This is a genomic window from Halomonas halmophila (assembly GCF_006540005.1).
GTDB classification, from domain to species: Bacteria; Pseudomonadota; Gammaproteobacteria; order Pseudomonadales; family Halomonadaceae; genus Halomonas; species Halomonas halmophila.
This window is the reverse complement of the sequence record NZ_BJOC01000021.1, coordinates 28,371-54,508: the sequence shown is the minus strand read 5'-3', so window position 1 is coordinate 54,508 and position 26,138 is coordinate 28,371. Positions and strand designations below refer to the sequence as shown.

Annotated in this window: 26 protein-coding genes; 15 read left to right on the top strand and 11 right to left on the bottom strand. The window is 66.5% G+C overall.

The window, feature by feature from the left end; all coding sequences use genetic code 11:
• Positions 1–19: 19 nt before the first annotated feature.
• Positions 20–1,594, bottom strand: coding sequence for a 2,3-bisphosphoglycerate-independent phosphoglycerate mutase (gene gpmI, locus HHA01_RS08105; protein ID WP_141319551.1), 1,575 nt, complete (start codon positions 1,592–1,594; stop codon positions 20–22).
• 256 nt (positions 1,595–1,850) lie between these two features.
• Here gpmI and HHA01_RS08100 point away from each other — a divergent pair, with 256 nt between their 5' ends.
• The 3 genes from HHA01_RS08100 to HHA01_RS08090 all read left to right on the top strand — a co-directional run bounded on the left by HHA01_RS08100 (position 1,851) and on the right by HHA01_RS08090 (position 3,735).
• Complete coding sequence (locus HHA01_RS08100; protein ID WP_141319549.1) at positions 1,851–2,273, top strand: rhodanese-like domain-containing protein; 423 nt, start codon at positions 1,851–1,853, stop codon at positions 2,271–2,273.
• Between the two features lie 50 nt (positions 2,274–2,323).
• On the top strand, positions 2,324–2,842 hold the full coding sequence (gene secB, locus HHA01_RS08095) for a protein-export chaperone SecB (RefSeq protein WP_141319547.1): 519 nt from the start codon (positions 2,324–2,326) through the stop codon (positions 2,840–2,842).
• 161 nt (positions 2,843–3,003) lie between these two features.
• On the top strand, positions 3,004–3,735 hold the full coding sequence (locus HHA01_RS08090) for a 16S rRNA (uracil(1498)-N(3))-methyltransferase (protein ID WP_141319545.1): 732 nt from the start codon (positions 3,004–3,006) through the stop codon (positions 3,733–3,735).
• Positions 3,736–3,812: 77 nt separating this feature from the next.
• Here HHA01_RS08090 and HHA01_RS08085 read toward each other — a convergent pair whose 3' ends face one another.
• Positions 3,813–4,862 carry a homocysteine S-methyltransferase family protein gene (locus tag HHA01_RS08085; RefSeq protein ID WP_141319543.1) on the bottom strand — a complete coding sequence of 350 codons (1,050 nt, stop codon included), beginning with the start codon at positions 4,860–4,862 and terminating at the stop codon, positions 3,813–3,815.
• 221 nt (positions 4,863–5,083) lie between these two features.
• Here HHA01_RS08085 and HHA01_RS08080 point away from each other — a divergent pair, with 221 nt between their 5' ends.
• From HHA01_RS08080 to ruvX, 4 genes are all read left to right on the top strand, one after another.
• A complete protein-coding gene (locus HHA01_RS08080) occupies positions 5,084–5,827 on the top strand; it encodes a CvfB family protein (protein ID WP_174787726.1) in 744 nt (247 codons plus the stop codon).
• A 310-nt stretch (positions 5,828–6,137) separates the two neighbouring features.
• Complete coding sequence (gshB, locus tag HHA01_RS08075) at positions 6,138–7,097, top strand: glutathione synthase (RefSeq protein ID WP_141319541.1); 960 nt, start codon at positions 6,138–6,140, stop codon at positions 7,095–7,097.
• A 131-nt stretch (positions 7,098–7,228) separates the two neighbouring features.
• Positions 7,229–7,786: a YqgE/AlgH family protein gene (locus HHA01_RS08070; RefSeq protein ID WP_141319539.1), complete on the top strand. Its 558-nt coding sequence runs from the start codon at positions 7,229–7,231 to the stop codon at positions 7,784–7,786.
• Between the two features lie 90 nt (positions 7,787–7,876).
• On the top strand, positions 7,877–8,311 hold the full coding sequence (gene ruvX, locus HHA01_RS08065) for a Holliday junction resolvase RuvX (RefSeq protein WP_141319537.1): 435 nt from the start codon (positions 7,877–7,879) through the stop codon (positions 8,309–8,311).
• 100 nt (positions 8,312–8,411) lie between these two features.
• Here ruvX and HHA01_RS08060 read toward each other — a convergent pair whose 3' ends face one another.
• From HHA01_RS08060 to HHA01_RS08050, 3 genes are all read right to left on the bottom strand, one after another.
• Positions 8,412–9,056, bottom strand: a complete 645-nt coding sequence (locus HHA01_RS08060; RefSeq protein ID WP_141319535.1) for a hypothetical protein — start codon at positions 9,054–9,056, stop codon at positions 8,412–8,414.
• Between the two features lie 92 nt (positions 9,057–9,148).
• Complete coding sequence (gene pyrB / locus HHA01_RS08055) at positions 9,149–10,177, bottom strand: aspartate carbamoyltransferase (RefSeq protein WP_141319533.1); 1,029 nt, start codon at positions 10,175–10,177, stop codon at positions 9,149–9,151.
• Between the two features lie 63 nt (positions 10,178–10,240).
• Complete coding sequence (locus tag HHA01_RS08050) at positions 10,241–11,671, bottom strand: aminotransferase-like domain-containing protein (protein ID WP_141319531.1); 1,431 nt, start codon at positions 11,669–11,671, stop codon at positions 10,241–10,243.
• Positions 11,672–11,836: 165 nt separating this feature from the next.
• Here HHA01_RS08050 and HHA01_RS08045 point away from each other — a divergent pair, with 165 nt between their 5' ends.
• On the top strand, positions 11,837–12,001 hold the full coding sequence (locus HHA01_RS08045; RefSeq protein WP_246053851.1) for a YjiS-like domain-containing protein: 165 nt from the start codon (positions 11,837–11,839) through the stop codon (positions 11,999–12,001).
• Between the two features lie 69 nt (positions 12,002–12,070).
• Positions 12,071–12,940 (top strand): PhzF family phenazine biosynthesis protein, encoded by an 870-nt coding sequence (locus HHA01_RS08040; RefSeq protein ID WP_141319527.1) that lies wholly within the window; start codon positions 12,071–12,073, stop codon positions 12,938–12,940.
• A gap of 38 nt (positions 12,941–12,978) precedes the next feature.
• On the opposite strand, the gene maiA is transcribed toward HHA01_RS08040, so the two are convergent.
• The 3 genes from maiA to hmgA all read right to left on the bottom strand — a co-directional run bounded on the left by maiA (position 12,979) and on the right by hmgA (position 16,152).
• Positions 12,979–13,623, bottom strand: a complete 645-nt coding sequence (maiA, locus tag HHA01_RS08035) for a maleylacetoacetate isomerase (protein WP_141319525.1) — start codon at positions 13,621–13,623, stop codon at positions 12,979–12,981.
• Between the two features lie 22 nt (positions 13,624–13,645).
• Entirely contained in the window at positions 13,646–14,665 is a 1,020-nt protein-coding gene (locus HHA01_RS08030; RefSeq protein WP_141319523.1) for a fumarylacetoacetate hydrolase family protein, read from the bottom strand.
• 179 nt (positions 14,666–14,844) lie between these two features.
• Positions 14,845–16,152, bottom strand: coding sequence for a homogentisate 1,2-dioxygenase (gene hmgA, locus HHA01_RS08025; protein ID WP_141319521.1), 1,308 nt, complete (start codon positions 16,150–16,152; stop codon positions 14,845–14,847).
• A 161-nt stretch (positions 16,153–16,313) separates the two neighbouring features.
• Here hmgA and HHA01_RS08020 point away from each other — a divergent pair, with 161 nt between their 5' ends.
• The gene (locus HHA01_RS08020) at positions 16,314–16,769 is read left to right on the top strand and encodes a MarR family winged helix-turn-helix transcriptional regulator (protein ID WP_141319519.1); all 456 of its coding nucleotides are present in this window, start codon (positions 16,314–16,316) and stop codon (positions 16,767–16,769) included.
• 15 nt (positions 16,770–16,784) lie between these two features.
• Here the strand turns inward: HHA01_RS08020 and HHA01_RS08015 are convergent, their stop codons facing one another.
• The 3 genes from HHA01_RS08015 to serA all read right to left on the bottom strand — a co-directional run bounded on the left by HHA01_RS08015 (position 16,785) and on the right by serA (position 20,117).
• Positions 16,785–17,621, bottom strand: a complete 837-nt coding sequence (locus HHA01_RS08015; protein WP_141319517.1) for an IclR family transcriptional regulator — start codon at positions 17,619–17,621, stop codon at positions 16,785–16,787.
• A gap of 131 nt (positions 17,622–17,752) precedes the next feature.
• Positions 17,753–18,706, bottom strand: coding sequence for an oxygen-dependent tRNA uridine(34) hydroxylase TrhO (trhO, locus tag HHA01_RS08010; RefSeq protein WP_141319515.1), 954 nt, complete (start codon positions 18,704–18,706; stop codon positions 17,753–17,755).
• A gap of 163 nt (positions 18,707–18,869) precedes the next feature.
• Positions 18,870–20,117 (bottom strand): phosphoglycerate dehydrogenase, encoded by a 1,248-nt coding sequence (gene serA, locus HHA01_RS08005; RefSeq protein ID WP_141319513.1) that lies wholly within the window; start codon positions 20,115–20,117, stop codon positions 18,870–18,872.
• A 263-nt stretch (positions 20,118–20,380) separates the two neighbouring features.
• Between serA and HHA01_RS08000 the strand changes: the two genes are divergently transcribed.
• From HHA01_RS08000 to HHA01_RS07980, 5 genes are all read left to right on the top strand, one after another.
• Positions 20,381–20,665, top strand: a complete 285-nt coding sequence (locus HHA01_RS08000) for an exodeoxyribonuclease VII small subunit (RefSeq protein WP_141319511.1) — start codon at positions 20,381–20,383, stop codon at positions 20,663–20,665.
• A complete protein-coding gene (locus HHA01_RS07995; protein ID WP_141319509.1) occupies positions 20,649–21,530 on the top strand; it encodes a farnesyl diphosphate synthase in 882 nt (293 codons plus the stop codon). The genes HHA01_RS08000 and HHA01_RS07995 overlap by 17 nt, the downstream gene beginning before the upstream one ends.
• Positions 21,531–21,544: 14 nt before the next feature.
• On the top strand, positions 21,545–23,464 hold the full coding sequence (gene dxs, locus HHA01_RS07990; protein ID WP_141319507.1) for a 1-deoxy-D-xylulose-5-phosphate synthase: 1,920 nt from the start codon (positions 21,545–21,547) through the stop codon (positions 23,462–23,464).
• Positions 23,465–23,551: 87 nt separating this feature from the next.
• Complete coding sequence (gene djlA, locus HHA01_RS07985; protein ID WP_141319505.1) at positions 23,552–24,325, top strand: co-chaperone DjlA; 774 nt, start codon at positions 23,552–23,554, stop codon at positions 24,323–24,325.
• 204 nt (positions 24,326–24,529) lie between these two features.
• Complete coding sequence (locus HHA01_RS07980) at positions 24,530–26,083, top strand: Na+/H+ antiporter NhaC family protein (RefSeq protein ID WP_141319503.1); 1,554 nt, start codon at positions 24,530–24,532, stop codon at positions 26,081–26,083.
• Positions 26,084–26,138: the final 55 nt, after the last annotated feature.

The following is a 26,138-nucleotide window of genomic DNA, read 5'->3' as shown; positions in this document are numbered from 1 at the left end:
CGTGGCGAGACGGTCCGGCTCACCGGGGGGCAAGCAGAATCCGGCCGGTCATCTCGTCGGGCACCGGCTGGTCCATCATCGCCAGCAGCGTCGGTGCGAGGTCGCACAGGCTGCCGTCGTCGTGCAGTTGCAGTGCGCGCTGGCCGACGTAGACCAGCGGCACCTGGAAGGTGGTATGGGCGGTCTGGGGCGCGCCGGTCTGCGGGTGGACCATCTGCTCGGCATTGCCGTGGTCGGCGGTGATCAGACAGGCGCCACCGGCCTTCTCGATGGCCTCGACCACGCGCCCGACGCAGGCATCCACGGCTTCGATGGCCGCTACGGCGGCGTCGAACTCGCCGGTATGGCCGACCATGTCGCCATTGGCATAGTTGCAGACCATCAGGTCGAAGGTGCCGGACTCGATGGCCTCGACCAGATGGTCGGTGACCTCGACGGCGCTCATCTCCGGCTTCTCGTCGTAGGTCTTCACGTCCTGGGGCGAGGGCACCAGGATGCGCGTCTCGCCCTTGAATTCGGCCTCGCGACCGCCGGAAAAGAAGAAGGTGACATGCGCATACTTCTCGGTCTCGGCGATGCGCAGCTGGGTGAGCTCGCGCTGTTCCATGACTTCGCCCAGGGTGTTGGGCAGGTCGGTGGGCGGGAAGGCCGCCGGTGCCGGAATGTCGGCGGCATACTGGGTCATGGTGACCAGGCTGCCGTTGGCCAGCGCCGGGCGGGCTCGTCGCTCGAAGCCATCGAAGTCGTCCAGCACGAAGGCGCGGGTCAGCTCGCGGGCCCGGTCGGCGCGGAAGTTCATGAACAGGGCGGCATCGCCGTCCTGCAGTGCCATGGGCGAACCGGCCGGGGCGATGGCGGTGGCGCTGACGAATTCGTCGGTCTCGCCGCGCTCGTAGGCCGCCTGCAGGCCGGCCTCGGCACTCTCGGTTTGATGCGCGGCATGGCCCTCGGTGATCAGGCGATAGGCCTGTTCGACGCGATCCCAGCGGTTGTCGCGGTCCAGCGCGAAGTAGCGGCCGATCAGAGAGGCCACAAAGCCATTGCCGGCGCCGACCAGCTCGGCCAGCCGGGCGTTGGCGCGTTCGATGGAGGCATGGGCGCTCTTGGGCGCGGTGTCGCGGCCATCCAGGAAGGCATGCAGGTAGATGCGTCTGGCGCCACGCTGGGCGGCCAGCTCGGCCATGGCCAGGATGTGGTCTTCATGGCTGTGCACGCCACCCGGCGACAGCAGTCCCAGCAGGTGGACGGCTCGATCGGCGCCCACGGCGGCATCGATGGCATCGGTAAGCACCGCGTTGGTGGCCAGTTCGTTGTCTTCGATGGCCTTGGTGATGCGCGTGAAGTCCTGGTAGACGATACGTCCGGCGCCGAGGTTCATGTGGCCGACTTCCGAGTTGCCCATCTGGCCGTCCGGCAGGCCGACATGGCGGCCGTCGGTATTCAGCAGGGCATGCGGGCGCTCGGCCCACAGACGGTCCATGTTGGGGGTGCGGGCCGCCTGCACGGCATTGTGCTCGGCATCCGGGTTGTGGCCGTAGCCATCGAGGATAATCAGCGCTACCGGGCGGGGCGTCGGGGTCGAAGTATCGGTCATCGAAGGGCCTCGTTGTGAAGAAGCGATGGGCGCATCACCCTGGGCAATGTCCAGAAGCTGGAAGTGGCGTTGCGTCGGCGAGCCTTGCGCGCGTTACCGGGGTCGCGACTTGCCACTGCATACGGCATCATAGCGCACGGGTTGGCCGGACGTCATTTGGGGCGTCCTCGCAGCCCCCTTGCATCATGTATACTGGGCGCCGCCGGCAAGCGGCCGGCTCGTTCACCGTGCACCCGACGAAGAGTTACCCCAAGCCATGATCGATCAGCTGTTTGAATTTGTGCAGAACCATCCGTTGCTGGTGGGCGCCTTCCTGCTGGTGCTGCTCGCCTGGATCCTTTACGAGGTCCGCAACAGTGGTGCCCATGGTGTGACGACCAGCGAAGCCACCCAGCTGGTCAATCGCGAGGATGCCGTGGTGGTCGACATCCGCGAGTCGAAGGATTTCAAGGCGGGCCACATCGCCGGTGCGCGCAATATTCCCCAGAGCAGCATCGATGATCGCATGGGCGAGCTCGACAAGCACAAGAGCAAGCCGGTCATCGTCGTCTGCAAGCATGGCCAGAGCTCCGGCGCCGTCCAGGGCAAGCTGGCCAAGGCCGGCTTCGAGCGTGCGCTCAAGCTCAAGGGTGGCATGACGCAGTGGCAGTCCGATGGCCTGCCGCTGGTCAAGAAGTGACGCACCGGTCTCTCTTTTTCTCGATTCATTAACGCAAAGGACGTATTTCCATGGCGGAAGACAACAATCAGGGCAGTGGCGTCAACGGCCAGGCCGCCGATCAGCAGGACAAGCCGCAGGTGCAGTTCGCGCTGCAGCGCATCTATGTCAAGGACCTGTCCTTCGAGGCACCGAACTCCCCGGCGGTGTTTCAGCAGCCGTTCAAGCCCAAGGTCGGCCTGGATCTGGACACCAGCCACCAGAAGATCGACGAGGACCTCTACGAAGTGGTGGTCAAGGTCACGGCTCAGGTGACTCACAGCGAGGAAGGCACTACCTCCTTCCTGGCGGAAGTCGAGCAGGCGGGCATGTTCCGTATTGGCGGCCTCGAGGGGGCTCAGCTGGATCATACCCTGGGTGCCTTCTGCCCCAATGTGCTCTTCCCCTATGCCCGTGAGTGCATCGACAGCCTGGTCAATCGTGGCGGCTTCCCGCCGCTGATGCTGGCGCCGGTCAACTTCGAGGCGATCTACGCCCAGCGCAAGCAGCGCGAGGCCGAGCAACAGCAGGGCGAACAGGCCACCCAGTAAGCGACTGACACGAGAGATGAGCGCCGGGGCAAGGCGGGCGAGGGTCCTACGCCAGGCATGGCGTCGGTAGCGCCCAAGGAAGGGTTCACAGCGCCCTCGCAGAGCCTTGCCCGCGGAAAAGCTCATCGTCTTGACCGAACAACCGCAGAGCCCTCCCATACATGGCGATCAAAGCCCCCCGCATTCATGTCGCCGCCGAGCTCTCGCCCGGTGGCGACATCGTGCTGCCGGAAGGCCAGGCGCGCCATCTGAGTCGTGTCCTGCGGCTCGGTGTCGGCGCGTCCGTGGTGCTGTTCGATGGCCGGGGCCACGAGGCCGAGGCCGTGCTCACCGAGGCCGACCGCAAGCGTGTGGTGGCGCGTATCGAGCATGTCGGCGCCGGGCGTGGCGAGTCGCCGTTGGCGGTGCACCTGGGCCAGGCGATCTCCAAGGGGGATCGCATGGACTACGCCATCCAGAAGGCGGTGGAGCTTGGCGTCACGGCCATCACGCCGTTGTACACCGAGCGAGGCGACGTGCGCCTCAAGGGCGAGCGCGAGGCCAAGAAACTGGCCCACTGGCAGGCCGTGGCCGCCAGTGCCTGCGAGCAATGTGGCCGCGCCACCCTGCCCGCGGTTCACCCGCCACGCAGCCTGGCCGAGTGGTTGGCCGAACGCGACGAGCCGTTGCGGCTGGCCCTGCATCCGGGCACGCCCGGTGTGCTCGAGCGCCGCGATACGCCCGATCGCGCCGCCATGCTGATCGGCCCGGAAGGCGGCCTCTCGGACAACGAGATGGCCTCGGCCAGCCAGGTCGGCTTCGAGGCCCTGACTCTCGGGCCGCGCATCCTGCGCACCGAGACCGCTCCCGTGGTCGCGCTGACCCTGTTGCAGGACCGCTTCGGGGACCTATAGCCGGGCGGTGAACCCCTGCGGCATGCTTCCTGCCACCTTTCCCCTACCGCTGCTGGCACCACGCCCTGCGCTGCCTTTCAGGCCTTGTCGCCCAGTGCGGCGATGTGCTCCGGCAGGCGATCATGGTTGCCGTACATGAAGTGGTTCTGCATGCGTTCGGCAAATTGCGCGCCCTGCGGTTCACGACCCACGGCCATGGCCACCTCTCGCACATGCATCGGCGAGGCGCCGCAGCAGACGCCGAGGTAGTTGACCCCCTGGGCATGCACGTCGCGGGCGAAGCTGCCCAGTTCGTAGCGATTGCAGAACAAGGGGTCCAGCGCGGTCGGGAAGGGACGCCCGTGGGGCGACGGGCAGCTGCACCCCTGGTGGTCGGAGAGGTTGAAGAAGGTGGGCTCCTGCTCGGTGGTGCGGTAGGTCACCGGCAGTGCCGCCACATGGCAGTCCACGGCTGCGCGAATCTGCTCGATCCAGGGCTGCATGGTATCCGGCCCCCTGAAGCAGTTCAGGCCGACCACGCTGGCGCCGTTGCGCTCGAGTGCCACACAGGTTTCGACAATGCCCGGGCCATCGATCATGCGGTTTTCGGCCATCGGCGCCAGGGTGATCACGGCCGGCAGCCCCTTGGCCTTGATCGCTTCCAGGGCGGCCTGGGCTTCGCCGGCATAGTAGAAGGTTTCGCCGATGATGAAGTCGGCGCCTTCCTCGACGGCCCATTGCACCATCTCATCGAACATGGCGCGCACGCTGTGTTGCGACTCGGGGTCGTCCGGATCCCAGACGTTGCTGTTGGAAATGTTGCCGGCCATCAGGTTGCCGGGCTGTTCATCGGCCACCTTGCGGGCAATCTGCAGGGCCGCCCGGTTCAGCGGCTCGAGCAGTTCTTCCTTGCCGATCACGCGCATTTTTTCGCGGTGGCCGTTGTAGGTGAAGGCCTGAACAATGTCGGAGCCGGCATGCTGGAAATCGCGGTGCAGGGCTTCCAGCGCGTCCGGACGCAGCAGCGCCACTTCGGGCACGAACTCGCCGGCCGAGAGATAACCGCGCCGCTCGAGCTCGAACAGAAAGCCTTCGGCACAGATGAGGGGGCCCTGGTCGAGCCGCTGAGTGATCAGGTCGTGTGCCATGGTGGAATGTCTCCCCGGTGGTTGGTATCGGCAATGTGAGAGTATTCTGGCAGCCCTCTAACCATGAACACCAATGAAGGTTTCTCCCGTCCAAAGTGAATGAAATTCATCTTGTGGGCGGTCGAGGCGCCACGACGCTATGGATTGCCGTCGCCGGCGGCTTTTGCTGGCGGCGCCTTCGCGAGACAATGCGCTGACACTCCTCGATCGGTATGCCCGTCATGTCTGACTCTCGCCATTGTCCAGCCTCGCGCGCCGGCCACACTCGCCGTGAGCCCATGCGCCGTTCCCGGGAACCCCGGGCGAACCTCGGCGATGTGGCCTACCTGCCGGTGGTCACGGTCAATGAGACAGGGGCCTTCCTGGATTGGGGGCATTCCCGTGATCTGTTGCTGCCCTATGGCGAGCAGCGCTTTCGTCCCAGTGTCGGGCGGCGTGTGCTGGTCAAGATCTATGAAGATCAGCAGGGGCGTCCGGTGGCCAGCCAGCGCCTGGATCGGCATGTCGCGGATGTGGCGGAAGGCCTGAGTGCTGGGGATGAGGTGGCGCTGGTCATCGCCGAGACGACGGATCTGGGCTACAAGGCCGTGGTCGAGCGGCGTTTCTGGGGCCTGCTGTATGGCGATGAGGTCAATCGGCCCCTGCGCCGGGGGCAAGGCGTCACCGGCTATGTGAAGCGGGTACGCGACGACGGCCGCCTGGACCTGTCGTTGCTGCCGAGCGGCTCGGCGCGCCTCGATGTGGTAGGCGAGTCGGTGCTCAAGGCCCTGCGCGAGAGTGGCGGCTATCTGCCGCTGGGCGACAAGAGCTCGGCGGCGGAGATCAAGGCGCGCCTGGGCGTCAGCAAGAATGCCTTCAAGCAGGCCATCGGTCGCCTCTACAAGCAGGGTGTCATCCGCCTGGAGCCGACCGGTATCCGCCTGGTACCGAGCGGGGAGCAGGGGCCCCCCGGCGACTCAGGGTAAAGCGCGCCGGGGGCAGGCCGGAAAGGAGGTCATTTGCCATGGGCGAGGCGGAAGGAGAAGCACATCCAGTGGATGTGCTTCCCGCCGAGCGGGTTGGCCACGGATGGCCAACCCAGGCCCTGCAAGCGGCGCAGGATGCTTTAGCGCCGCAGGGCAAATGTAGCGCCCAGGGATGGGTTCACAGCGCCTCCTTGAAGGCCTGCCGACGGATCAGCGCTTGGCGATAGCGCCTCGATGCTTGGCCTTGGTGCCCCTGTCGCCCATGCGGCATACTGGTCGTCTTCTTCCCTCGATGCCGGAAACCGATGCGATGAGCCAAGCTCCCCTCAAGGTTGGCGTGGTGATGGATCCCATCGCCGATCTCAGCTACAAGAAAGACACCAGCCTGGCGATGCTCTGGGCCGCCCAGGATCGCGGCTGGTCGCTGTATTACATGGAACAGGAAGACCTCTTCCTGCAGGACGGCCGCGCCCATGCCCGCTGGCAGGAACTGGAGGTCTTCCGTGACCCCGAGCACTGGTATGCGCTGGGCGAGTCGCGGGTGGCGCCCCTCGCCGAGCTCGACGTGGTGCTGATGCGCAAGGACCCGCCGGTGGACGGCCGTTTCCTGGACGCCGTGCACCTGCTGGGGTTCGCCGAGCGCGAGGGCGTGCTGGTGGTCAATCCCACCCGGGCGCTGCTTTCGTGCAACGAAAAGCTATTCGCCCAGCAGTTCCCGCAATGCTGCGCGCCGACGCTGGTCGCCTGCCGTGATGCCGAGATCCGTCGTTTCCATGCCGAGCATGGCGACATCATCCTCAAGCCGCTGGACGGCATGGGCGGCAGCGGCATTTTCCACATCGGCCCCGAGGGCCGCAATCTCGGCTCGGTGATCGAGCTGCTCACCGAGCGCGGCCAGCGTCAGGCCATGGCGCAGCGCTACCTCCCGGAGATCAAGGACGGCGATACGCGCATCCTGCTGATCGAGGGCGAGCCGGTGCCCTACGGGCTGGCGCGGGTACCCTCGGCCGGCGAGACCCGGGGCAACCTGGCTGCCGGAGGGCGGGGCGTCAGCCGCGAGCTCACCGACCGCGATTACTGGCTGGTCGAACAGGTCAAGCCGATGATCCGCGACAAGGGGCTGATGTTCGTGGGGCTCGATGTCATCGGCGATTACGTGACCGAGATCAATGTGACCAGCCCGACCTGTGTGCGCGAGATCGACGACCAGCGCGGCACCGACATCGCCGGGTCACTGATGGATGCCATCGCTCGGCGTATGGCCGGGTAGAGGTGATACAATCCTCGGGTAATGCCGAAGGGTCGGCGAGGGACGGCAGGCTCGACGCTACCGCGCCCCGTCGCCCGCATGATTCGGCGAAGGTAAACTGACGGCGCTCAACAGGACCGCCGGGGAGTCTCATGCAAAGTCTGAAAAATCACTTCCTGATGGCGATGCCGCACCTGGAAGATTCCAATTTCGCCGGCTCGCTGACCTATCTGTGCGATTTCGACGAAAAGGGCACCATGGGCGTCATCGTCAACAAGCCCCTGGAGCTGACTCTGGATTCGCTCTTCGATCAGCTCGAACTCGAGGGCAACGAAAGCCCGTACCGCAACGAGCCGGTCTACTATGGTGGCCCGACCCACAAGGATCGCGGCTTCATCCTCCACGAGGGCAGCAGCGACGCCTGGGATTCGAGCCTGCAGGTCACCGATGACATCGCCCTGACCACCTCCATGGATATCCTGCAGGCCCTGGCCAATGGTGGCGGGCCGAAGCGCTTCCTGGTGTGTCTCGGCTGCGCCGGCTGGGAATCCGGCCAGCTTGAGTCCGAGCTCAAGGACAATGCCTGGCTCACCGTGGAAGGGCGTTCCGATATCCTCTTCGAGGTCGAACCCGAGCAGCGCCTGACCGCCAGTGCCGGTGTGCTGGGTGTCGATCTCAACCTGATGACCCGCGAAGCGGGACATGGCTGAGATGCCGGCGCGTCATGGCCTGTGGCGTCGGCGGACAGGTGTCGGTTGCGGAAAGCCCGCCGCCGTAGGTGCTGGCTGTGGGGATAAGGTGTGACCAGGCCGCGCCTGATTCTGGGTTTCGACTTCGGCACACGGCGCATCGGCGTGGCGGTGGGCAACGAGCTGACCGCCAGCGCCCGGGTGCTGGATCCGCTGCCGGCGCGGGACGGCATTCCCGACTGGCACCAGGTGTCGCGCCTGATCGAGGAGTGGCAGCCCGACCTGTTCGTGGTCGGCCTGCCGCTCAACATGGACGACACCGAAAGCGTCATGAGCACCCGGGCGCGCAAGTTCGGCAAGCGTCTCTTCGGCCGCTATGGCATCCCCTGCGAGATGGCCGACGAGCGTGGCTCCACCCGTGAAGCCAAGACCATCGCCCGTGACGCCGGGCATCGCGGCAACTATCGTGACGACGGCGTCGACGGCCTGGCCGCGGTGCTGATTGTCGAAGGCTGGCTGGCCGATCAGGAAGGCCTGCCACGCTGAGCGGACGCCTCATCTCCTCGCACCGCCAGGCCACCCGGCCGTTGTCCCCTTGCCCGAACCCTGGGCAGGCTCATCCCGGAGCCGCATCCGTTGCCTGCGGCTATGCCGGCTCGTCCTCGTTGCGGTACTTGGCCACGAAATCGCCGATCTCGAGGCAGGTGAAGCGCTCGATGAAGAAGGCCAGGGTCGCCGGGCGCTGAAAACGCCGCACGAATTGCTCGGCCGCTTCTCCCTGGCCTCGCATCACCCGTGCCCGGTAGTGGTCCCCCTCGCGGGTGATACGGACACTGGCGGGGCGTGGCGCCTGCTGACGGTCCACCTCCAGCTCCTGCTGCTGTTCGAGCAGTGCCGCCAGGGCCTGACCACCCTGGCGCTCGTCGGGGGTGGCCCACAGGTCCTGGTCGCGCTGGCCATAGTGGAACAGCAGCACGGCCGAGGGGGCGGTGAAAACCAGGCTGGCCAGCAGCCAGGTGAGCTCGCCGCTGGAGGGGGAGGCGCTGACGACCAGCCACAGCTGGGCCAGCATGCTGACCACCAGCAGGCCGGCGAAGGGACGCCAGGTGCGGCAGTTCATGACCGGCCGCCCGAGGAAGTAGCCCCACAGCCCGGCAATGGCCACGCAGCCCAGCGCCAGCTGAAAGAGGGCCAGTGGCGGGCCGCCGCCCAGTATCATGGCCAGGATGCCCAGGGCGAGCAGCCCCGTGTAGAAGATTGCCAGCAGGATATAGGCGCGTTGCAGATTCATTGGCTCGCCTCCCCGGTTGCCGTTGCGGATCTGCGTCATCGGTTCCGTTATCAGCTTAGGCGAAACTCGCCGATCGGGCCCGGCCGATGGTGTCAGCGCTCCACGTCGTTGACGCCGAAGGTCTTCGGCACGAACCAGGGCACATCGCGCATGTCCCGCTCGACCAGGTCCTCGACCTGCAGCAGGGTGGCGAAGATCGCCATGCGCATGGGGATGCCATTGTCGGTCTGGCGAAAGATCGCCAGCCGTGGATCGGCGTTGAGGTCCACGTCCAGGTCATTGGCATCCGGGCGGCTGTCGCGCGGCAGCGGGTGCATGACGATGGCGTGGTCGTTGACGCGCTGGTCCATGAAGGCCTTGTCCACGGTGTAGTCCCGGGACAGGCTGAAGCCCTCGCTCATCTCGGCGGTGAAGCGCTCCTTCTGGATACGCGTGGTGTAGACCATGTCCACGTCCGAGTAGTCGGCGGCCAGGCTTTCGCGAGTCTCGACTCGGTGGCCACGGGAGGCGACCAGCTCGATCAGGTGCTGCGGCATCTCGAGGCCCGGCGGCGAGACCAGGCTGATGCGCATCGGTTCATAGAGCGACAGCAGCTTGATCAGCGAGTGCACGGTGCGGCCGTACTTGAGGTCACCGGTGAGCAGGATATGGGCGCCGGCCAGCGACTTGCCACGCAGCGCGAATTCCTTGTCGATGGTGTAGATGTCGAGCAGCGCCTGGCTGGGGTGCTCGCCGGGGCCGTCGCCACCGTTGATCACCGGCACATTGGTGGCCTCGGCAAACTCGGCCACCGAGCCCTGGTCGGGGTGGCGCATGACGATGGCGTCACAGTAGCCGCTCATCACGCGGCTGGTGTCATACAGCGATTCGCCCTTGGCCATGGAGGAGAACGTGAAGCCGGTGGTATCGCAGACGCTGCCACCCAGGCGGCAGAAGGCCGCATGAAAGCTGACCCGCGTGCGCGTGCTGGCCTCGAAGAAGAGGTTGCCGAGCACCGCCCCCTCCAGCACCCGGGTGACCTTGCGCCGCTGGGCGATCGGCTCCATGCGGGAAGCGACGCGAATCAGGTGGTCCACATCATCGCGTGACAGGGAATCGACGGAAAGCAGGTGGGAACTCATGCAGGCCTCGGCTGACGGTGGAGATGGCCCGCCCAGTGTAACGCCACGGCGAAGCGGCTTCACTTATTCAGGGCCCATGGTGTGCGCCGCGAGTTCACCGACGCGACGAATGGCGGCCTCGAGCGAGGCGGTAGGGCGCTCGGCGTAATTGAGGCGCAGGCAGTGGCGATACTTGCCCGAGGCGGAGAACATGGGGCCCGGTGCCACGTGCAGTCGTTCAGCGGCGAGGCGTTCATTGAGTCGGGGCGTATCGACGCTGTCGGGCAGCTCCAGCCACAGCAGGAAGCCGCCTTGCGGCTGGCTGATGCGAGTGCCGGCCGGGAAGTATTCGCCAACCCAGTCGATCATGATATCCCGTTGGCGCTGGTAACGGCGTGTGATCGCGCGCAGGTGGCGCTGGTAATGGCCCTTTTCGATGAAGGCGGCGACGGCGCGCTGGGGCTGAGTCGCCGAGGCGCCGGTGGAGATGTATTTCTCGTGCAGTGCTCGGTCGCGGTAGCGCCCCGGCTCGATCCAGCCGACCCTCAGCCCCGGCATCAGGCTCTTCGACACCCCGCTGCAGAGTAATACCCGACCCTCGTCGTCGAAGGCCTTGATGGCCCTGGGTCGGGGCGTGTCGAAGGCCAGGTCGCCGTAGATATCGTCCTCGATGACCGCCACGTCGTAGCGCCGGGCCAGCTCGAGCAGTTCGCGCTTGTGCGACTCGGGCATGGAATAGCCGAGCGGGTTGTTGCAGGTCGGCGTGACCTGAATGGCGCGAATCGGCCACTGGTCCAGCGCCAGCTCCAGCGCCTCGAGGCTGATGCCGCGGCGCGGGTCGGTGGGGATCTCCATTGCCTTGAGGCCATGGGCCTCGAGAATCTGCATGGCGCCGTAGAAGCTGGGAGAGTCCACGGCGACCACGTCGCCGGGAGCGGCGAGCATGCGCAGGGAGATCGCCAGGGCCTCCTGGCAGCCGGTGGTGATGACCACATCGTCGGGGTGCAGCAGGCAGCCGGATGTGGTGGCCAGGCGCGCCACCTGCTGGCGCAGCGGCGGGTGGCCGGCCAGACTGTCGTAGCCGAGGTCGCGAGGGTCCGGGTCGCGGTGCAGGCCGGCCAGCAGGCGGCCAAGCGGCTTGAGGGTTGTGGCATCCAGGGCCGGGGTGCCGGCGCCCAGGCGTCGTGGTTGATCGGCACTCGGGCCCGATCCAACCATGGTCAGCACCTGGTCCCATTGTGCCACCTCGAGCGGTCGCTGGGCGGGGCGCGAGACCGTCGGCAAGGCCCGGGGTCGGGGGCGCGGCAGCACATAATGGCCCGAGCGAGGGCGCGCGCTGGCAAGTCCCATTTCCTCGAGTCGCGCATAGGCGCTCTGCGCGGTGGTGACACTGATGCCCTGTTCGCGACACAGGGCGCGAATCGAGGGCAGCCGGTCGCCGACCGGATAGATGCCCTGGTCGATGCGTCGGGCGAGCAGGTCGGCAATGTCGTCGTAGCGTGTCGCGGCTGTCATCGTGATATGCATCCGAAGCGGTACAGATGAGCGCAAGGCGCTCGGTACAGTCAGGCTGACTGTACAACTGTAGCCCATAAAAACGCTAAAACTGAATCTGTATCGCTTGCGGGGCTGAGCTTAACCTGTCGAGACACCTCTAGGGACTGCGACAGGAGGCTCATGATGCGGGATCGTTTGACTGGCTGGAGACAGACCTGGCGCCGCCAGCGGCAGCGGCATCACACGCGCCGTCGGCTTCGCGATCTCGACGCGCGGTTGCTCGACGATATCGGGATCAGTGCGGCCCGCGCCGAGCACGAAGCCCGCAAGCCATTCTGGCGACGTTGAGCAGCGGCGGGTCGGCGCCAGGAACGCTATGCTGTAGGCCTGCGAACACCATTCGACACGGGAGATCTCATGACAGCGTCATTGCTGCGCTATTACCTGCTGGATGTCTTCACCGCCACGCCCCTGGCGGGCAACCCGCTGGCCGTTTTCCTGGCCAGCGAGGGTCTGGACGGGGCGCGAATGCAGGCGATCGCCAACGAACTGAACCTGGCGGAGACGGTCTTCGTCGGCCGGCGCCAGGGCGACAACGACTTCCCGATTCGCATCTTCACGCCGAGCCGCGAGCTGCCGTTCGCCGGCCACCCGACCATCGGTACGGCCCATCTGTTGGCGGCCCAGGGCCTGATCGACACGGCCGAGCCACTGACTCTGCGGGCGCCGGTGGGGCCCATGGAAGTGCGCTTCGAGGGGGAGCTGGCGCGCTTCAGCGCGGCGGTGCCGGCCGAGGTCGGGGCGAGTTCGCTGGGCCGTTCGGCGGCGGCCAGCCTGCTGGGCTTGGCGCCCGAGGCGATCGTCGATGACCCGATTCAGGCCTCCTGTGGCCTGCCCTTTCATCTGGTGCCCCTGGACAGCGAGGCCTCGCTGTCAAAGGTGATGCCGGACATCGGCCAGTGGTTGCAGCACATTTCGCCGAGCGGCGTCGAGCAGGTCTATCTCTACGTGGCGAACGGTGAGGCCCTGGCGACGCGCACCTTCATTCGCGCCTTTGCCGGCCTCAAGGAGGACCCGGCCACCGGCAGCGCGGCGGCTGCCCTGGCCGGCTATCTGGGCACCCGGACGCGCCGCGGCGGCGGTAGCTGGCGCATCCGCCAGGGCGTCGACATGGGGCGTCCCAGCGAGATTCAGGTGAGGGCGCGCCGCGAGGGTGACCAGGTCTGGGTCGAGGTCGGCGGTGCTGCCGTGCTGGTCGGCGAGGGCGCCTTCTATCCACAGGGCTGAGTTATCCACAACCCCTATGTTGCCTTCCACGATCAGCCTCAAACGGCATCCGGCTGCTCGCCGGGGGCGGCCCGCTGGAAGGCGTCCAGGGCCCGGGCGTTGTCGGCGATCCGCATGATCCGCGGGTAGGCCGAGAGGTCGCAGGCGAAGCGTTCGGCATTGAAGACCTGGGGCACCAGGCAGACATCCGCCAGGCTCGGCGTATCGCCATGACAGAAGTCGCCGCTGCCGGCCTCGCGCGTCAGCATGGTCTCCAGGGCGGCGAAGCCGCGGTGGACCCAGTGCTGGTACCAGGCCAGCTTGGCGTCGTCACCGGCCTCGAGGTCCTGCACCAGGTATTGCAGCACCCTCAGGTTGTTCAAGGGATGAATGTCGCTGGCGATGGCCTGGCACAGCGCCCTGACCCGGGCACGCGACTCGGCGTCGTCGGGCAGCAGGGCGGGCGTCGGATAACGTTCCTCGAGATACTCGCAGATCGCCAGCGACTGGGTCAGCTGGCGGCCGTTATCGGTGACCAGCATCGGCACCAGGCCCTGGGGGTTGTGGGCGCGGTAGGCGTCGTTGTGCTGCTCGCCCCGGGCTAGGTTGACCGCGACCTGCTCATGCGCCACGCCCTTCAGATGGAGGGCGATGCGCACCCGGTAGGCGGCGGACGAGCGGTAATAGCTGTAGAGCGTGGTCATGCGGCATTGGTCTCCTCGAGGCTCAGGGTGCGTGATAGGCCACGACCTGCTGGTCGATGGCGCCAAAGATGCTCTGGCCGTCGCGGTTGAACATCTCGAGGCGCACCCGGTCGCCGAAGCGCAGGAAGGGGGTTCGGCTTTCACCGTACAGGATCTTCTCGACCATGCGCACCTCGGCCAGACAACTGTAGCCGACGCCGCCGTCACCGACCGGCTTGCCGGGGCCGCCATCCGGGCCCGGATTGGAGACGGTGCCCGAGCCGATCACCGCGCCGGCGCCCAGGTGCCGGGTGCGGGCGGCATGGGCGACGAGCTCGGCAAAGCCGAAGATCATGTCGGGACCGGCCTCGGGCTGGCCGAATGTCTCGCCATTGAGGTGCACGGTCAGCGGCAGGTGGACGCGGCTGTCCTGCCAGGCGTTGCCCAGTTCGTCCGGTGTCACGCAGATCGGCGAGAAGCTGGAGGCCGGCTTGGCCTGGAAGAAGCCGAAGCCCTTGGCCAGCTCGCCGGGGATCAGACCGCGCAGGCTGACGTCATTGACCAGCATGATGAGCTTGATGTGCTCGGCGGCGGCCGCGGCGTCGACCCCCATGGGCACGTCGTCGGTGATCACCGCCAGCTCGCCCTCGAAGTCGATGCCGTGCTCCTCGCTGACGGCCTCGATGTCTTCGGTGGGGGCGATGAAGGCGTCGCCACCGCCCTGGTACATCAGCGGGTCGTGCCAGAAGCTGTCGGGCATCTCGGCATTGCGTGCCTGGCGCACCAGCTGAACGTGGTTGAGGTAGGCCGAGCCGTCGGCCCAGTTGTAGGTGCGCGGCAAGGGGGAATGCAGGGCGCGCTGATCGAGATCGAAGGCGCCCTCGGCCGTGCTGTCGTTGAGCTGGGCGTAGCGCTGCTCGAGGCGTGGCGCCAGTGTTTCCCAGTGCTCGATGGCGGCCTGCAGGGTCGGGGCAATATCAGTGGCGCGCACGGCGCGGGCCAGATCGCGGGAGACCACGATCAGTTCGCCGTCGCGGCCCTGGTTGAGAGAGGCGAGTTTCATGGGTGTCTGTCCTGTGCTGTCAGAGGGAGTGTGGATGTCGATTGCTGGAAAGTGATGAGCTTTTCCGTCGACAAGACTCCGCGAGGGCGCTGTAAACCCATCCCTGGGCGCTACTTTTGCCATTCATGGCAAAAGACCCTCGCTGCGTCTTGTCCCCGGCGCTCATCACCGTCGTCAGCTCAGCGCGTCGTCGGGTCGAAGTGGCGGCGCAGCGTCGACCACACATCCACGTAATCGCGCTGCCGGAAGTCGGCATCCAGCGCGGCTTCGGTGGGGTGGAAGACGTAGCGGCTCTCGAACATGAAGGCCAGAGTATTGCCCAGGTACTGGGGCGTCAGCTCCGCCGTCGAGGCCTTCTCGAAGGTATCGGCATCCGGGCCATGGGGCGACATGCAGTTGTGCAGGCTGGCGCCCCCGGGGCGGAAACCCTCGGCCTTGGCGTCATAGGCGCCGTGCACCAGCCCCATGAACTCGCTCATCAGGTTGCGGTGGAACCAGGGCGGCCGGAAGCTGTGTTCGGCGACCATCCAGCGCGGCGGAAAGATGACGAAGTCCAGGTTGGCGGTGCCCGGGGTCTCCGAGGGTGAGGTCAGCACCGTGAAGATCGACGGGTCCGGATGGTCGAAGCTCACCGTGTTGATGGTGTTGAAGCATGCCAGGTCGTACTTGCAGGGCGCGTAGTTGCCGTGCCAGGCCACCACGTCCAGTGGCGAGTGGTCCAGGCGCGTAACCCAGAAGCGACCGGCGAACTTGGCCACCAGCGCGATATCACCCTCGATTTCCTCATAGGCGGCCACCGGGCTCTGGAAGTCGCGTGGGTTGGCCAGGCCATTGGCGCCGATCGGCCCCAGCTCGGGCAGCTCCAGCGGTTGGCCATGGTTCTCGGCGACATAGCCGCGAGCCGCCTCGCTGCCGTTGGCCAGGCGCACCTGAAACTTGATGCCGCGCGGGATCAGGGCGATCTCGCCCGGTGTGACCTCGAGCTCGCCGAGCTCGGTACGCAGGCGCAGGTCGCCCTGTTGGGGCACGATCAACAGCTCGCCGTCAGCGTCGTAGAAGAAACGCTCGGTCATGTCGCGGTTGCAGGCATAGAGGTGCACCGCACAGCCCTGCTGAGCATCGGCATTGCCGTTGACGGCCACCGTCAGCAGGCCATCCAGGAAGTCGGTCGCGGTCTCCGGCAGCGGGGCCGGGTCCCAGCGCATCTGGTTGGGATCGGCGGCGGGCTGGTCGAGCGGCGCGGTGGCCACTCTGGGCATGGCCAGCGGCTCATAGGCGCTCTGCACCACCGAGGGGCGAATGCGATACAGCCAGCTGCGCAGGTTGCGATGACGCGGCGCGGTAAAGGCGGAACCGGAGAGCTGTTCGGCATACAGGCCGTAGGGGCAGCGCTGGGGTGAGTTCTGGCCGGTGGGCAGCGCGCCGGGCAAGGCTTCGCTGCTGAAATGGTTGCGGAAGCCAGGCTGATAGTCGAGGGATCTTGTCATTGTGATGACCTGTCGGGCTTGGTTTCAAATGAAACTATATAGAGGAGAGTAGCCGCATATGGTTTCATGTGCAACTATTTGGCTGGGTCACATGATCCGCCCATGCCGATGGCATCATCCGGCGCCTCATCCAAGATTGACACCGTTGCGGGACTTCCCTAATGGCCGAACACAGATCGTCAGCGGACTTCGACCTGGAACACTTTCTGCCCTATCGCCTGGACCGGCTGGCGGATCGCGTCAGCGAGGCACTGGCACGCCTGTATGAGCATGAACATGGCTTGAACGTGGCGCAGTGGCGGGTGCTGGCCTGGTTGCACCACCAGCCGCAAATGACCGCCAAGCAGATCCGTGACGCGACGCGCATGGATAAGGCGCGGGTCTCGCGCGCGGTGCAGGCGCTGGAGGGCAGGGGACTGGTGTGGCGTCGGCCGTCGCCGCATGACCAGCGCTGGCATGATCTGCGCCTCAGCGAGGCGGGCCAGCAGCTGATGGCCGAGCTGATTCCCCGGGTGCGCGAGCGCGAAGCGCAATTGCTGGCGCCCCTGACGGCGCAGGAGCGTGAGCAGTTACTGGAGATGATGGCGCGCCTCGAGCACCCGTTGCAGGAAGACTGAGCGCCGAGCCCTGGCTCAGCTCGGTACTTCGTCCGCCGCCGGGACCCGCCCGCCGAGGCGGGACGTGATGTCGTGAGCGGTTTCACGCACCAGCTCGCCCAGCTCCAGCAGGCGCGGCTCGGGAATGCGCGCCATGGGCCCGGACACCGAAATGGCCGCCAGCGGCGTGCCGTGTTCGTTGTGAATGCAGGCCGCCACGCAATGCAGGCCCACGGCATGCTCTTCGCGGTCACAGGCATAACCGCGTTGCCGTACCTCGGCCAGGCTGGCGTAGAGGGCCGCGGTGTCATTCAGCGTGCAATTGGTGATGCTCGCCAGGCCCTGTTCCTCGAGGATGCGTTCGATCTCGTCCTCCGGCAGCCAGGCCATCAGGGCCTTGCCCACGCCGGAGGCATGCAGGGGCGCGCGGGAGCCCAGGCGGGTGATCATGCGCATCATCTGGGGCGACTCGCACTGGGCCAGGAAGACCGCCGTGCCGCCATCGCGGATGCCCAGGTTGGAGGTCTCGCCGGTCTGCGCGGTCAGGCGGCGCAGGAAGGGCCGGCTGGTGCCGATGAAGTCGCGGGCTTCGAGGAAGCTGTTGCCGATGCGGAAGGTCTTGACGTCGACCTTCCACACGCCCAGTTCGTTGTCCTGGGTCACGTAACCCTGGCTCTGCAGGGCCTGCAACAGCCGGTGAGTGGTCGATGGTGCAAGGCCCGACTCCTCGGCCACCTCCGAGAGGGCCAGCCCGTTGGGGCTGCCGGCCAGCAGTTCGAGCAGGTTCAGCCCGCGCACCAGCGACTGGCTGTGCCCGCCGCTGGTTTTGCCGGTTGCCGGTCGTCCTGCTGATCGTCGCTTGCCTTCGCTCACCTGAATCCCCGTTTGTTCGTCGCCTCAGCTATCGAGCCGCCAGCATACCTTGTCGACCCGGCGCTGTCTTGCCGGCGAGGTTCCGCCTGTATGGGTTGCGTGGCGGTAGATAGGAGCGGCGGCGTGGTGACCTACTCGCCCTTCATCTGCCTGGGGTCGCGGCCCAGCGGGTGGGGTTCGCCGCGCTGCTTGGCGAGCTCGATCTGTTTTTGGCGTTCGCGGGCGGCGGCGCGGGTCTTGTCCGGCAGGGCGTCGAAGCAGTGCGGGCAGCTGACGCCGGGTTCATAGGTGTCGGCCTGCTGGTCCTCGGCGGAGATCGGCATGCGACAGGCGTGGCACTGGTCGTACTCGCCCTCGCTGAGGTCGTGGCGCACGGTCACCCGGTTGTCGAAGACGAAGCAGTCGCCGTGCCACAGCGAGTCCTGCTCGGGGACCTGCTTCAGGTAGTTGAGGATGCCGCCCTTGAGGTGGTAGACCTCCTCGAAGCCTTGGTTGAGCATGAAGCTGGAGGCTTTCTCGCAGCGGATTCCGCCGGTGCAGAACATGGCCACCTTCTTGTGCTGGCTCGGGTCGTAGTGCGCCTTGACGTACTCCGGGAATTCGCGAAACGACTTGGTCTGCGGGTCGATGGCGCCCTCGAAGGAGCCGATGGCGACCTCGTAGTCGTTGCGGGTATCGATCACCAGGACTTCCGGGTCGGCGATGACGTCGTTCCACTGTTCGGGGTCGACATAGGTGCCGGACTGAGTATTGGGATCGACATCGGGCACGCCCATGGTCACGATCTCGCGCTTGAGCTTGACCTTGGTGCGGTAGAAGGGGTGCTCGTCGCAGAGGGATTCCTTGTGATCGACGTCCGCCAGGCGTGGGTCGCGGGCCAACCAGGCCAATAGGGCGTCGATGCCCTCGCGGGTGGCCGAAACGGTGCCATTGATGCCCTCGCGGGCCAGCAGCAGGGTGCCTTTCACGTCATGCTCGAGCATGGCCTGGCGCAATGGTTCGCGCAGGGCTTCGTGGTCATCGAGGGTGACGAACTTGTACAGGGCGGCCACGACGATGCGCCCCGGGTCTTGAGGTGTGGACATGCGGATCTCCTGGTTGTCGTCCTCGCAAAGGACGGACCGGGGTTGGTGTGGCGCGTATTCTACCCATCCCGCGCGGTGTTCGCACTTCGGGGCGGCGCAGCCCTGACGCAACGACCCCGGCACGGGGCCGGGGTCGTCGGGAACGGCACAGTAGGCGCCGGGTTCAGTCGAAGCTGGCTTCCGAGTACAGCACGCGCACGCGGCGGGTGTGCGCAACCTTGCTCAAGGCCTCCAGCGCACGGGGGCCGTACTCCTTGTCCACGTCGACGACCACATAGCCGATGCTGGCATTGGTCTGCAGATACTGGCCGAGAATGTTGATGTCTTCCTCGGAGAGCACGCGGTTGATCTCGGACATTACGCCGGGCACGTTCTCGTGGATGTGCAGCAGGCGGTGCTTGCCGGGGTGCGAGGGCAGTGCCACCTCGGGGAAGTTGACCGAGGTGATGGTGGTGCCGTTGTCGGAGAAGGTGATCAGCTTTTCGGATACCTCGATGCCGATGTTCTCCTGGGCTTCCAGCGTCGAGCCGCCGATGTGAGGCGTCAGGATGACGTTGTTGAGGCCGCGCAGCGGGCTGACGAACTCTTCATTGTTGCCCTTGGGCTCGACCGGGAACACATCGATGGCCGCACCGTGCAGGCGTCCGGCCTGAAGCGCCTCGGCCAGTGCCTCGATGACCACCACGCTGCCGCGCGAGGCATTGATCAGAATGCTGCCCGGCTTCATCAGGTTGATCTGGGCCTCGCCGATCATCCAGCGGGTCGAGGGCACATCCGGCACGTGTAGGCTGACGATGTCGGCCCGGGCCAGCAGCTCCTCGAGGCTGCCGACCTGTCGCGCATTGCCCATGCCGAGCTTGGTCACCACGTCGTAGTAGATGACGTCGAAGCCCAGCGATTCGGCGAGTACCGAGAGCTGGGCGCCGATGCTGCCGTAGCCGACGATGCCCAGCGTCTTGCCGCGGGCCTCGTGTGCATTGCGGGCGGACTTGAGCCAGCCGCCCTGGTGGGCACTGGCGCTCTTCTCGGGAATGCCGCGCAGCAGCATGATGGATTCGGCCACCACCAGCTCGGCCACCGAGCGGGTGTTCGAGTAGGGCGCATTGAACACCGGAATGCCGCGCACCAGGGCCGCGTCCAGGTCGACCTGGTTGGTGCCGATGCAGAAACAGCCCACGGCCACGAGCTTCTCCGCGGCGGCGAAGACACGCTCATTGAGCTGGGTACGCGAGCGAATGCCGATGAAATGGACGTCACGGATCCGCTCGATCAGCGTTTCCTCGTCCAGTGAGGTCGGCAGGTGCTCGATGTTGGTGTACCCGGCATTCAGGAAATTGTCCACCGCGCTCTGGTGGACGCCCTCGAGCAGCAGGATCTTGATCTTGCTCTTGTCCAGGGACGTTTTGGCCATGGTCGAATCAACCTCTGTCTTTGGTGCGCGCCGCTTGCGATTGCGTGTCAGGTAGGTGATGCCCGAGGCAGCCGAGGGAGGCCAGGGCCGCGAAAGGCTCGAAACGAGGGGGCACATCCTACCACAAACGCCGCCGATGCGGATGAAAATGCCTCCGTCGAGGGATGAGCGGGCTGCATCCTGCATCGTGGGCGGGGCAGACGACCCCCCGGGGGATGCGTGTATACTGGCGGCCTCAAAGTGAAATGGCTGAGAGGGTAGCCATGGCGGGACAGGACAAGCATCAAGAGGACAAGGACGCGACAGCGCCGACGGATTTCGCGGCGACCGTCGAGCGTCTGGAGGCCCTGGTGGAAAGACTGGAGTCCGGCGAGCTGTCGCTGGAGGACTCGTTGACCGCCTTTGAGCAGGGGGTGCGCCTGACCCGGGATGCCCAACGCCAGCTCGATGAAGCCGAGCTCAAGGTGCGCAGCCTCACCGAGGGCGAGAACGGTGGGGTCGACCTCAAGCCCTTCGCCCCACCCGAGGAGGATGGCGGTGGACATTGAACGCTTGATGGCCGATGACCGCAGTCGGGTCGATGCACGGCTGGATGCCCTCTTCATGCGCGCCGAGGCGCCGTCGCCGCGTCTCGACGCCGCCATGCGGCATGGCGTCATGGTCGGCGGCAAGCGCCTGCGGCCGGTGCTGGCGTATGCCGCCGGCCGCGCGCTGGGCGCCAGCGACACGGCGCTGGACGGGCCGGCCATGGCCGTAGAGCTGATACATGCCTATTCCCTGGTGCACGACGACCTGCCGGCCATGGACGACGATGATGTCCGCCGTGGCCAGGCCACGGTGCACCGTGCCTATGACGAGGCGACGGCCATTCTGGCGGGCGACGCCCTGCAGACGCTGGCCTTCGAGATACTGGCCGACACCGCTCATCCGCGCCTGCCGGCGATGGTCACGAGCCTGGCGCGTGCTGCCGGCCGGGATGGCATGGCGGCCGGCCAGGCACTGGATCTCGATGCCGTGGGCGGCCATCCCGACCTGACGGCGCTGGCCACCATGCATCGCCACAAGACCGGTGCGCTGATCCATGCCGCCGTGCGCCTGGGCGGGCTGGTGGCCGTGGCCGAGGATGACGAGCGCCTGCTGGCGCTGGAGCAATATGCCGCGGCCATCGGGTTGGCCTTCCAGATTCGCGACGATGTGCTCGATGTAACCGGGGACACCGCCGTGCTGGGCAAGGCCTCGGGCGCCGATGCCGCCCGCGAGAAGCCGACCTATCCCACCCTGCTCGGGCTCGAGGGTGCCGATGCCAAGGCCAGCGCCCTGGTTGACGAGGCCGTGACGGCTCTGGCACCGCTGGGCGAGGCAGGTCATGTGCTGGCCAGCCTGGCCCGCTACATGATCGAGCGTGACCACTGAACCACAGGGCCAACATGAAGCTGTTCGATGACATTCCGGTCGAGCGTCCGGCCACGCCGGTGCTCGATACCCTGGAGACCCCGGCCGCTCTGCGCGCCATGAATGACACCCAGTTGACGCAGCTGGCCGATGAGCTGCGTGCCTATCTGCTGTACAGCGTAGGTGTGTCCGGCGGCCACTTCGGCGCCGGCCTGGGGGTCGTGGAGCTGACGGTCGCTCTGCATCATGCCCTGGAGACGCCCCGTGACCGCCTGGTCTGGGATGTCGGGCATCAGGCCTATCCGCACAAGATTCTGACCGGTCGCCGCGAGGCCATGCAGCACATTCGCCAGTTCGGCGGGCTGGCCGCCTTCCCGCGACGCAGCGAATCCGAGTACGACACCTTCGGCGTGGGTCATTCCAGCACCTCGGTGTCGGCGGCGCTGGGCATGGCACTGGCCGCCCGTGCGCGTGGCGAGCAGCGCCGGGTGTGCGCGGTGATCGGCGATGGCGCCCTCTCGGCGGGCATGGCCTTCGAGGCGCTGGCGCATGCCGGCCATGTGGATGCCAACCTGCTGGTGATCCTCAACGACAACGAGATGTCGATCTCCGAGAATGTCGGCGGCATGGCCAGCTATCTGGCCCGCATCATGTCGAGCAAGCCCTATACCAGCATGCGCGAGAACGGCAAGCGGGTGCTCTCGCACCTGCCGGGTGCCCTGGAACTGGCGCGGCGCACCGAAGAGCACATGAAGGGCATGGTCAGCCCGGCCACGCTGTTCGAGGAAATGGGCTTCAACTATATCGGCCCGCTGGATGGCCATGACCTGCCGACCCTGGTGCAGACCCTGCGCAACATGCGCGACATGGAAGGCCCGCAGTTCCTGCATGTGAAGACGCGCAAGGGGCGCGGCTTCCTGCCGGCCGAGGCCGATCCCATCGGCTATCACGCCATCACCAAGCTGGAAAAGGCCGATGCCGGCCAGACGCCGCCGCCGCTCAAGCCGGTCGACCCCCTGGCCCCCAAGCCGCGCAAATATTGCAACGTCTTCGGCGACTGGCTGTGCGACATGGCGGCCACCGATGAGCGCTTGATCGGCATTACGCCGGCGATGCGCGAGGGCTCGGATCTGGTGCGTTTCTCCCGGGAGTATCCCGAGCGCTACTACGATGTGGCAATCGCCGAGCAGCATGCGGTGACCCTGGCCGCCGGCATTGCCTGCGAGGCGATGAAGCCGGTGGTGGCGATCTACTCCACCTTCCTGCAGCGCGGTTACGACCAGCTGATTCATGACGTGGCGGTGCAGCATCTGGACGTGACCTTTGCCATCGACCGGGCCGGCGTGGTCGGCGAGGACGGCCCCACGCACCACGGCGCGCTGGACCTCAGCTATCTGCGCTGTGTGCCCGGCATGGTGGTGCTGGCGCCGGCGGATGAAGCCGAATGCCGCGCCATGCTCAGTGCCGCCTACCAGCATGCCGGTCCGGCGGCCGTGCGCTATCCGCGTGGTACCGGCCCGGGCGCCGAGGTTCCCGAGCACCTCGAAGCGTTGCCCATCGGTCAGGCGGAGTGCCGCCGCCGGGCGGGCGGCGACGGCCCACGGGTGGCCCTGCTGGCCTTCGGTAGCCTGAATGTGCCGGCCGCCGAGGTCGCCGAGCGGCTCGATGCGAGCCACCTCAACATGCGTTCGGTCAAGCCGCTGGATCGTGAGGCGGTGCTGGCGGCGGCCGACGAGCACGACCTGCTGGTAACGCTGGAAGAGAACGTGGTGGCCGGTGGTGCCGGCAGTGGGGTCGCCGAGCTGCTGGCCGCCGAGGGACGTGCCTCGATGCTGCTGCAGCTGGGCCTTCCGGATGGCTTCGTCGAACACGGCAAGCCGGCCGAGTTGCTCGCCGAGTGCGGTCTGGATGCCGATGGCATCGAGGCCTCGATCCGACAGCGCCTGGGCGACTGACCCGGCGGCCGGGCGCGCATCGCTCCCCGGCATGCCGGGATGCTATGCTCGTCGCCAAGTTTGCGAGAGATGCTTCAAGGAGTCGACATGCTGGCCATGGTGCTGATTGGTGGGTTGCTGGGGTTTCTGATCGGCGGGCCCGTGGGGCTGCTGATCGGCGGCGGTCTCGGTTATTGGCTGGTACGGCGCGTGCGTCGCAGCATGCTGGGCCGCCTGGCCGCCGTTCAAAAGCAGTTTCTCGAATCGACCTTCGCGGTCATGGGCTGCATGTGCAAGGCCGATGGCCAGGTGACCGAGGCGGAACTCGAGGCCTCGCGCCAGCTGTGGGACCGCCTGCGCCTGGGCGAGGAGCAGCGGGCCAAGGCACGTGAAGACTTCACCCGTGGCAAGCGCGATGACTTCGACCTGGACGCGGAACTGGCCAAGCTGAAACCGATCATCGGCAGTCAGCCGGCACTGCGCCAGGTGTTCCTGCAGGTCCAGCTGGCGGCCATCGCCGCCGATGGCGAGCTGCACTCCGCCGAGCACGAGATGCTGATGCGGGTGGTGCGCGGCCTGGGGTGCTCCGAGGCCGAAATCGCGCAGGTCGAAGCCATGCTGCGCGGGGCGGCCGAGGGCGGTGGCGCCGCCTCGCACGAAGTCTCGCTGGAAGACGCCTACCAGGTGCTGGGCGTGTCCTCGGATGCCAGCGACGCCGAGATCAAGCGCCAGTACCGCCGTCTGATGAGCGAAAACCATCCCGACAAGCTGGCGGCCAAGGGCCTGCCCGACAACATGCGGGAAGTGGCCAAGGAACGCACCAGCGAGATCGGCAACGCCTATGACCGCATTCGCAAGGCGCGCTCCGCCGACGCTGCCTGAAGCGCTGAAGACGCCCGGCCGGCGCGCAGGTTTTCGCCACTCCGGCCGGGGTTTCCCGGAATGTGACATTTCGGTTGCTGCCCACGCCTTGCCCCCTTAGTATGCGCATCGCCCTGCCGGGCCGGCAGGGTATGGCAGTGCCTCGCCGGCTGAGCCGCGAGGCGTTCCGGCGGTGATTGACAATAATTCCAAGGAGAAACCGAGATGTCCTTCGGTGCGCTTTCCCTCCTGCCACCCGTGCTGGCCATCGTGCTGGCGCTGGTGACGCGTAATGTGATTCCGGCGCTGTTCTGTGGCGTCTGGCTGGGTGCGACCATGCTCAGCGGCGGCAACCCGGCGGCCGGGCTCTACAGCAGCTTCAACGACTTCATCATCCCCAGTGTCGGCGACGAGTGGAGCGTCACCGTGCTGATCTACTGCGGCCTGTTCGGCGTGCTGATCACGGTGCTGCAGCGCACCGGTGGCGCCCAGGCCATCGCCCGGGCCATTTCGGGCCGTGTGGCCTCGCCGCGCGGGGCCCAGGGCGCGACCTTCGGGCTCGGCGTGCTGATCTTCTTCGAGGACTACTTCAATGCCCTGACCGTGGGCAGCGTGATGCGGCCGATCACCGATCGCATGAAGGTCTCTCGGGAAAAACTGGCGTATATCGTCGATTCGACCTCGGCGCCGATGTGTCTGCTGGGTCCGGTTTCCACCTGGGTGGTCTTCGTGATGGGGCTGATCGGCACCCAGCTGACCGAGATGAACATCAGCGGCTCCGAGTACCTGATCTATCTGGCGTCGATTCCGTTGAACTTCTATGCCTGGCTGGCGCTGGGGCTGATCGCCTTCGTGGTCTTCACCCAGTGGGATTTCGGCCCCATGGCGCGAGCCGAGAATCGCGCGCGCAAGACCGGCGAGGTGCTGGCCCCGGATGCCACACCGCCGTCCGACCGCGAGGTGGCCGAGATGGAAGTGGTGCCCGAGGCTCGGGCGCGCAAGCGCAACATGCTGGTGCCCATCGGCGTGCTGGTGCTGATGATTCCGCCGATGTTCCTGTGGACCGGCAACTATCCCGACAATGACCTGGTCACCGCCGTGGGCGAGGCCAATGGGGGCCTATCGATCCTGATTGCCACCTTCGTGGCGGTGGTAGTCGGCCTGGCCATGGGCATGCAGCAGCGGCTGTTCGATTTCCGCGAGTCCATGGATCTGGTCGTTTCCGGCATCAAGAGCATGACGCTGGTCTACATCATCCTGACGCTGGCCTGGTCGATCGGCAGCGTGACCTCCGAACTGGGCACGGCCGACTTTCTGGTGACCCTGGCCGAGGCCAGTATCGCGCCCAGCCTGGTGCCGGTCCTGCTGTTCCTGATCGGGGCCCTGGTGGCCTTCACCACGGGCACCTCCTACGGTACCTTCGCCATCATGATTCCGATCGCCATGCCGGTCGCCGAGGCCATGGGGCTGCCCATGCCGCTGGCCATCGCGGCGGTGCTCAGCGGAGGGATCTTCGGCGATCACTGCTCGCCGATTTCTGATACCACCATCCTGTCCTCGGCGGGGTCTTCCTGTGATCATATCGACCATGTGCGGACCCAACTGCCCTACGCACTCTGTGCCGGCATGGCCGGCATTTTGGCCTTCTTTGTCGCCGGGCTTGCCAATAGCGCGTTGATGGGGGCATTGGCGGGGATAGCCGCGCTGCTGGCGGCCGCCATGCTGATGCGGATCTTCTGGGGCAGCGGTGGATCGCGCAGCGAGCAACAGACAGGCTGAGCGGGTATCCGCAAAAAGGCCCCTCGCGAGGGGCCTTGGCGTGTCAGGAAGGTGC

What these genes read in the sequence shown, in the direction of transcription:
- gpmI (WP_141319551.1), bottom strand. Translation starts at nt 1,594, where the DNA reads ATGACCGATACTTCGACCCCGACGCCCCGCCCGGTAGCGCTGATTATC.
- HHA01_RS08100 (WP_141319549.1), top strand. Translation starts at nt 1,851, where the DNA reads ATGATCGATCAGCTGTTTGAATTTGTGCAGAACCATCCGTTGCTGGTG.
- secB (WP_141319547.1), top strand. Translation starts at nt 2,324, where the DNA reads ATGGCGGAAGACAACAATCAGGGCAGTGGCGTCAACGGCCAGGCCGCC.
- HHA01_RS08090 (WP_141319545.1), top strand. Translation starts at nt 3,004, where the DNA reads ATGGCGATCAAAGCCCCCCGCATTCATGTCGCCGCCGAGCTCTCGCCC.
- HHA01_RS08085 (WP_141319543.1), bottom strand. Translation starts at nt 4,862, where the DNA reads ATGGCACACGACCTGATCACTCAGCGGCTCGACCAGGGCCCCCTCATC.
- HHA01_RS08080 (WP_174787726.1), top strand. Translation starts at nt 5,084, where the DNA reads ATGTCTGACTCTCGCCATTGTCCAGCCTCGCGCGCCGGCCACACTCGC.
- gshB (WP_141319541.1), top strand. Translation starts at nt 6,138, where the DNA reads ATGAGCCAAGCTCCCCTCAAGGTTGGCGTGGTGATGGATCCCATCGCC.
- HHA01_RS08070 (WP_141319539.1), top strand. Translation starts at nt 7,229, where the DNA reads ATGCAAAGTCTGAAAAATCACTTCCTGATGGCGATGCCGCACCTGGAA.
- HHA01_RS08060 (WP_141319535.1), bottom strand. Translation starts at nt 9,056, where the DNA reads ATGAATCTGCAACGCGCCTATATCCTGCTGGCAATCTTCTACACGGGG.
- pyrB (WP_141319533.1), bottom strand. Translation starts at nt 10,177, where the DNA reads ATGAGTTCCCACCTGCTTTCCGTCGATTCCCTGTCACGCGATGATGTG.
- HHA01_RS08050 (WP_141319531.1), bottom strand. Translation starts at nt 11,671, where the DNA reads ATGACAGCCGCGACACGCTACGACGACATTGCCGACCTGCTCGCCCGA.
- HHA01_RS08045 (WP_246053851.1), top strand. Translation starts at nt 11,837, where the DNA reads ATGCGGGATCGTTTGACTGGCTGGAGACAGACCTGGCGCCGCCAGCGG.
- HHA01_RS08040 (WP_141319527.1), top strand. Translation starts at nt 12,071, where the DNA reads ATGACAGCGTCATTGCTGCGCTATTACCTGCTGGATGTCTTCACCGCC.
- maiA (WP_141319525.1), bottom strand. Translation starts at nt 13,623, where the DNA reads ATGACCACGCTCTACAGCTATTACCGCTCGTCCGCCGCCTACCGGGTG.
- HHA01_RS08030 (WP_141319523.1), bottom strand. Translation starts at nt 14,665, where the DNA reads ATGAAACTCGCCTCTCTCAACCAGGGCCGCGACGGCGAACTGATCGTG.
- hmgA (WP_141319521.1), bottom strand. Translation starts at nt 16,152, where the DNA reads ATGACAAGATCCCTCGACTATCAGCCTGGCTTCCGCAACCATTTCAGC.
- HHA01_RS08020 (WP_141319519.1), top strand. Translation starts at nt 16,314, where the DNA reads ATGGCCGAACACAGATCGTCAGCGGACTTCGACCTGGAACACTTTCTG.
- trhO (WP_141319515.1), bottom strand. Translation starts at nt 18,706, where the DNA reads ATGTCCACACCTCAAGACCCGGGGCGCATCGTCGTGGCCGCCCTGTAC.
- serA (WP_141319513.1), bottom strand. Translation starts at nt 20,117, where the DNA reads ATGGCCAAAACGTCCCTGGACAAGAGCAAGATCAAGATCCTGCTGCTC.
- HHA01_RS08000 (WP_141319511.1), top strand. Translation starts at nt 20,381, where the DNA reads ATGGCGGGACAGGACAAGCATCAAGAGGACAAGGACGCGACAGCGCCG.
- HHA01_RS07995 (WP_141319509.1), top strand. Translation starts at nt 20,649, where the DNA reads ATGGCGGTGGACATTGAACGCTTGATGGCCGATGACCGCAGTCGGGTC.
- dxs (WP_141319507.1), top strand. Translation starts at nt 21,545, where the DNA reads ATGAAGCTGTTCGATGACATTCCGGTCGAGCGTCCGGCCACGCCGGTG.
- djlA (WP_141319505.1), top strand. Translation starts at nt 23,552, where the DNA reads ATGCTGGCCATGGTGCTGATTGGTGGGTTGCTGGGGTTTCTGATCGGC.
- HHA01_RS07980 (WP_141319503.1), top strand. Translation starts at nt 24,530, where the DNA reads ATGTCCTTCGGTGCGCTTTCCCTCCTGCCACCCGTGCTGGCCATCGTG.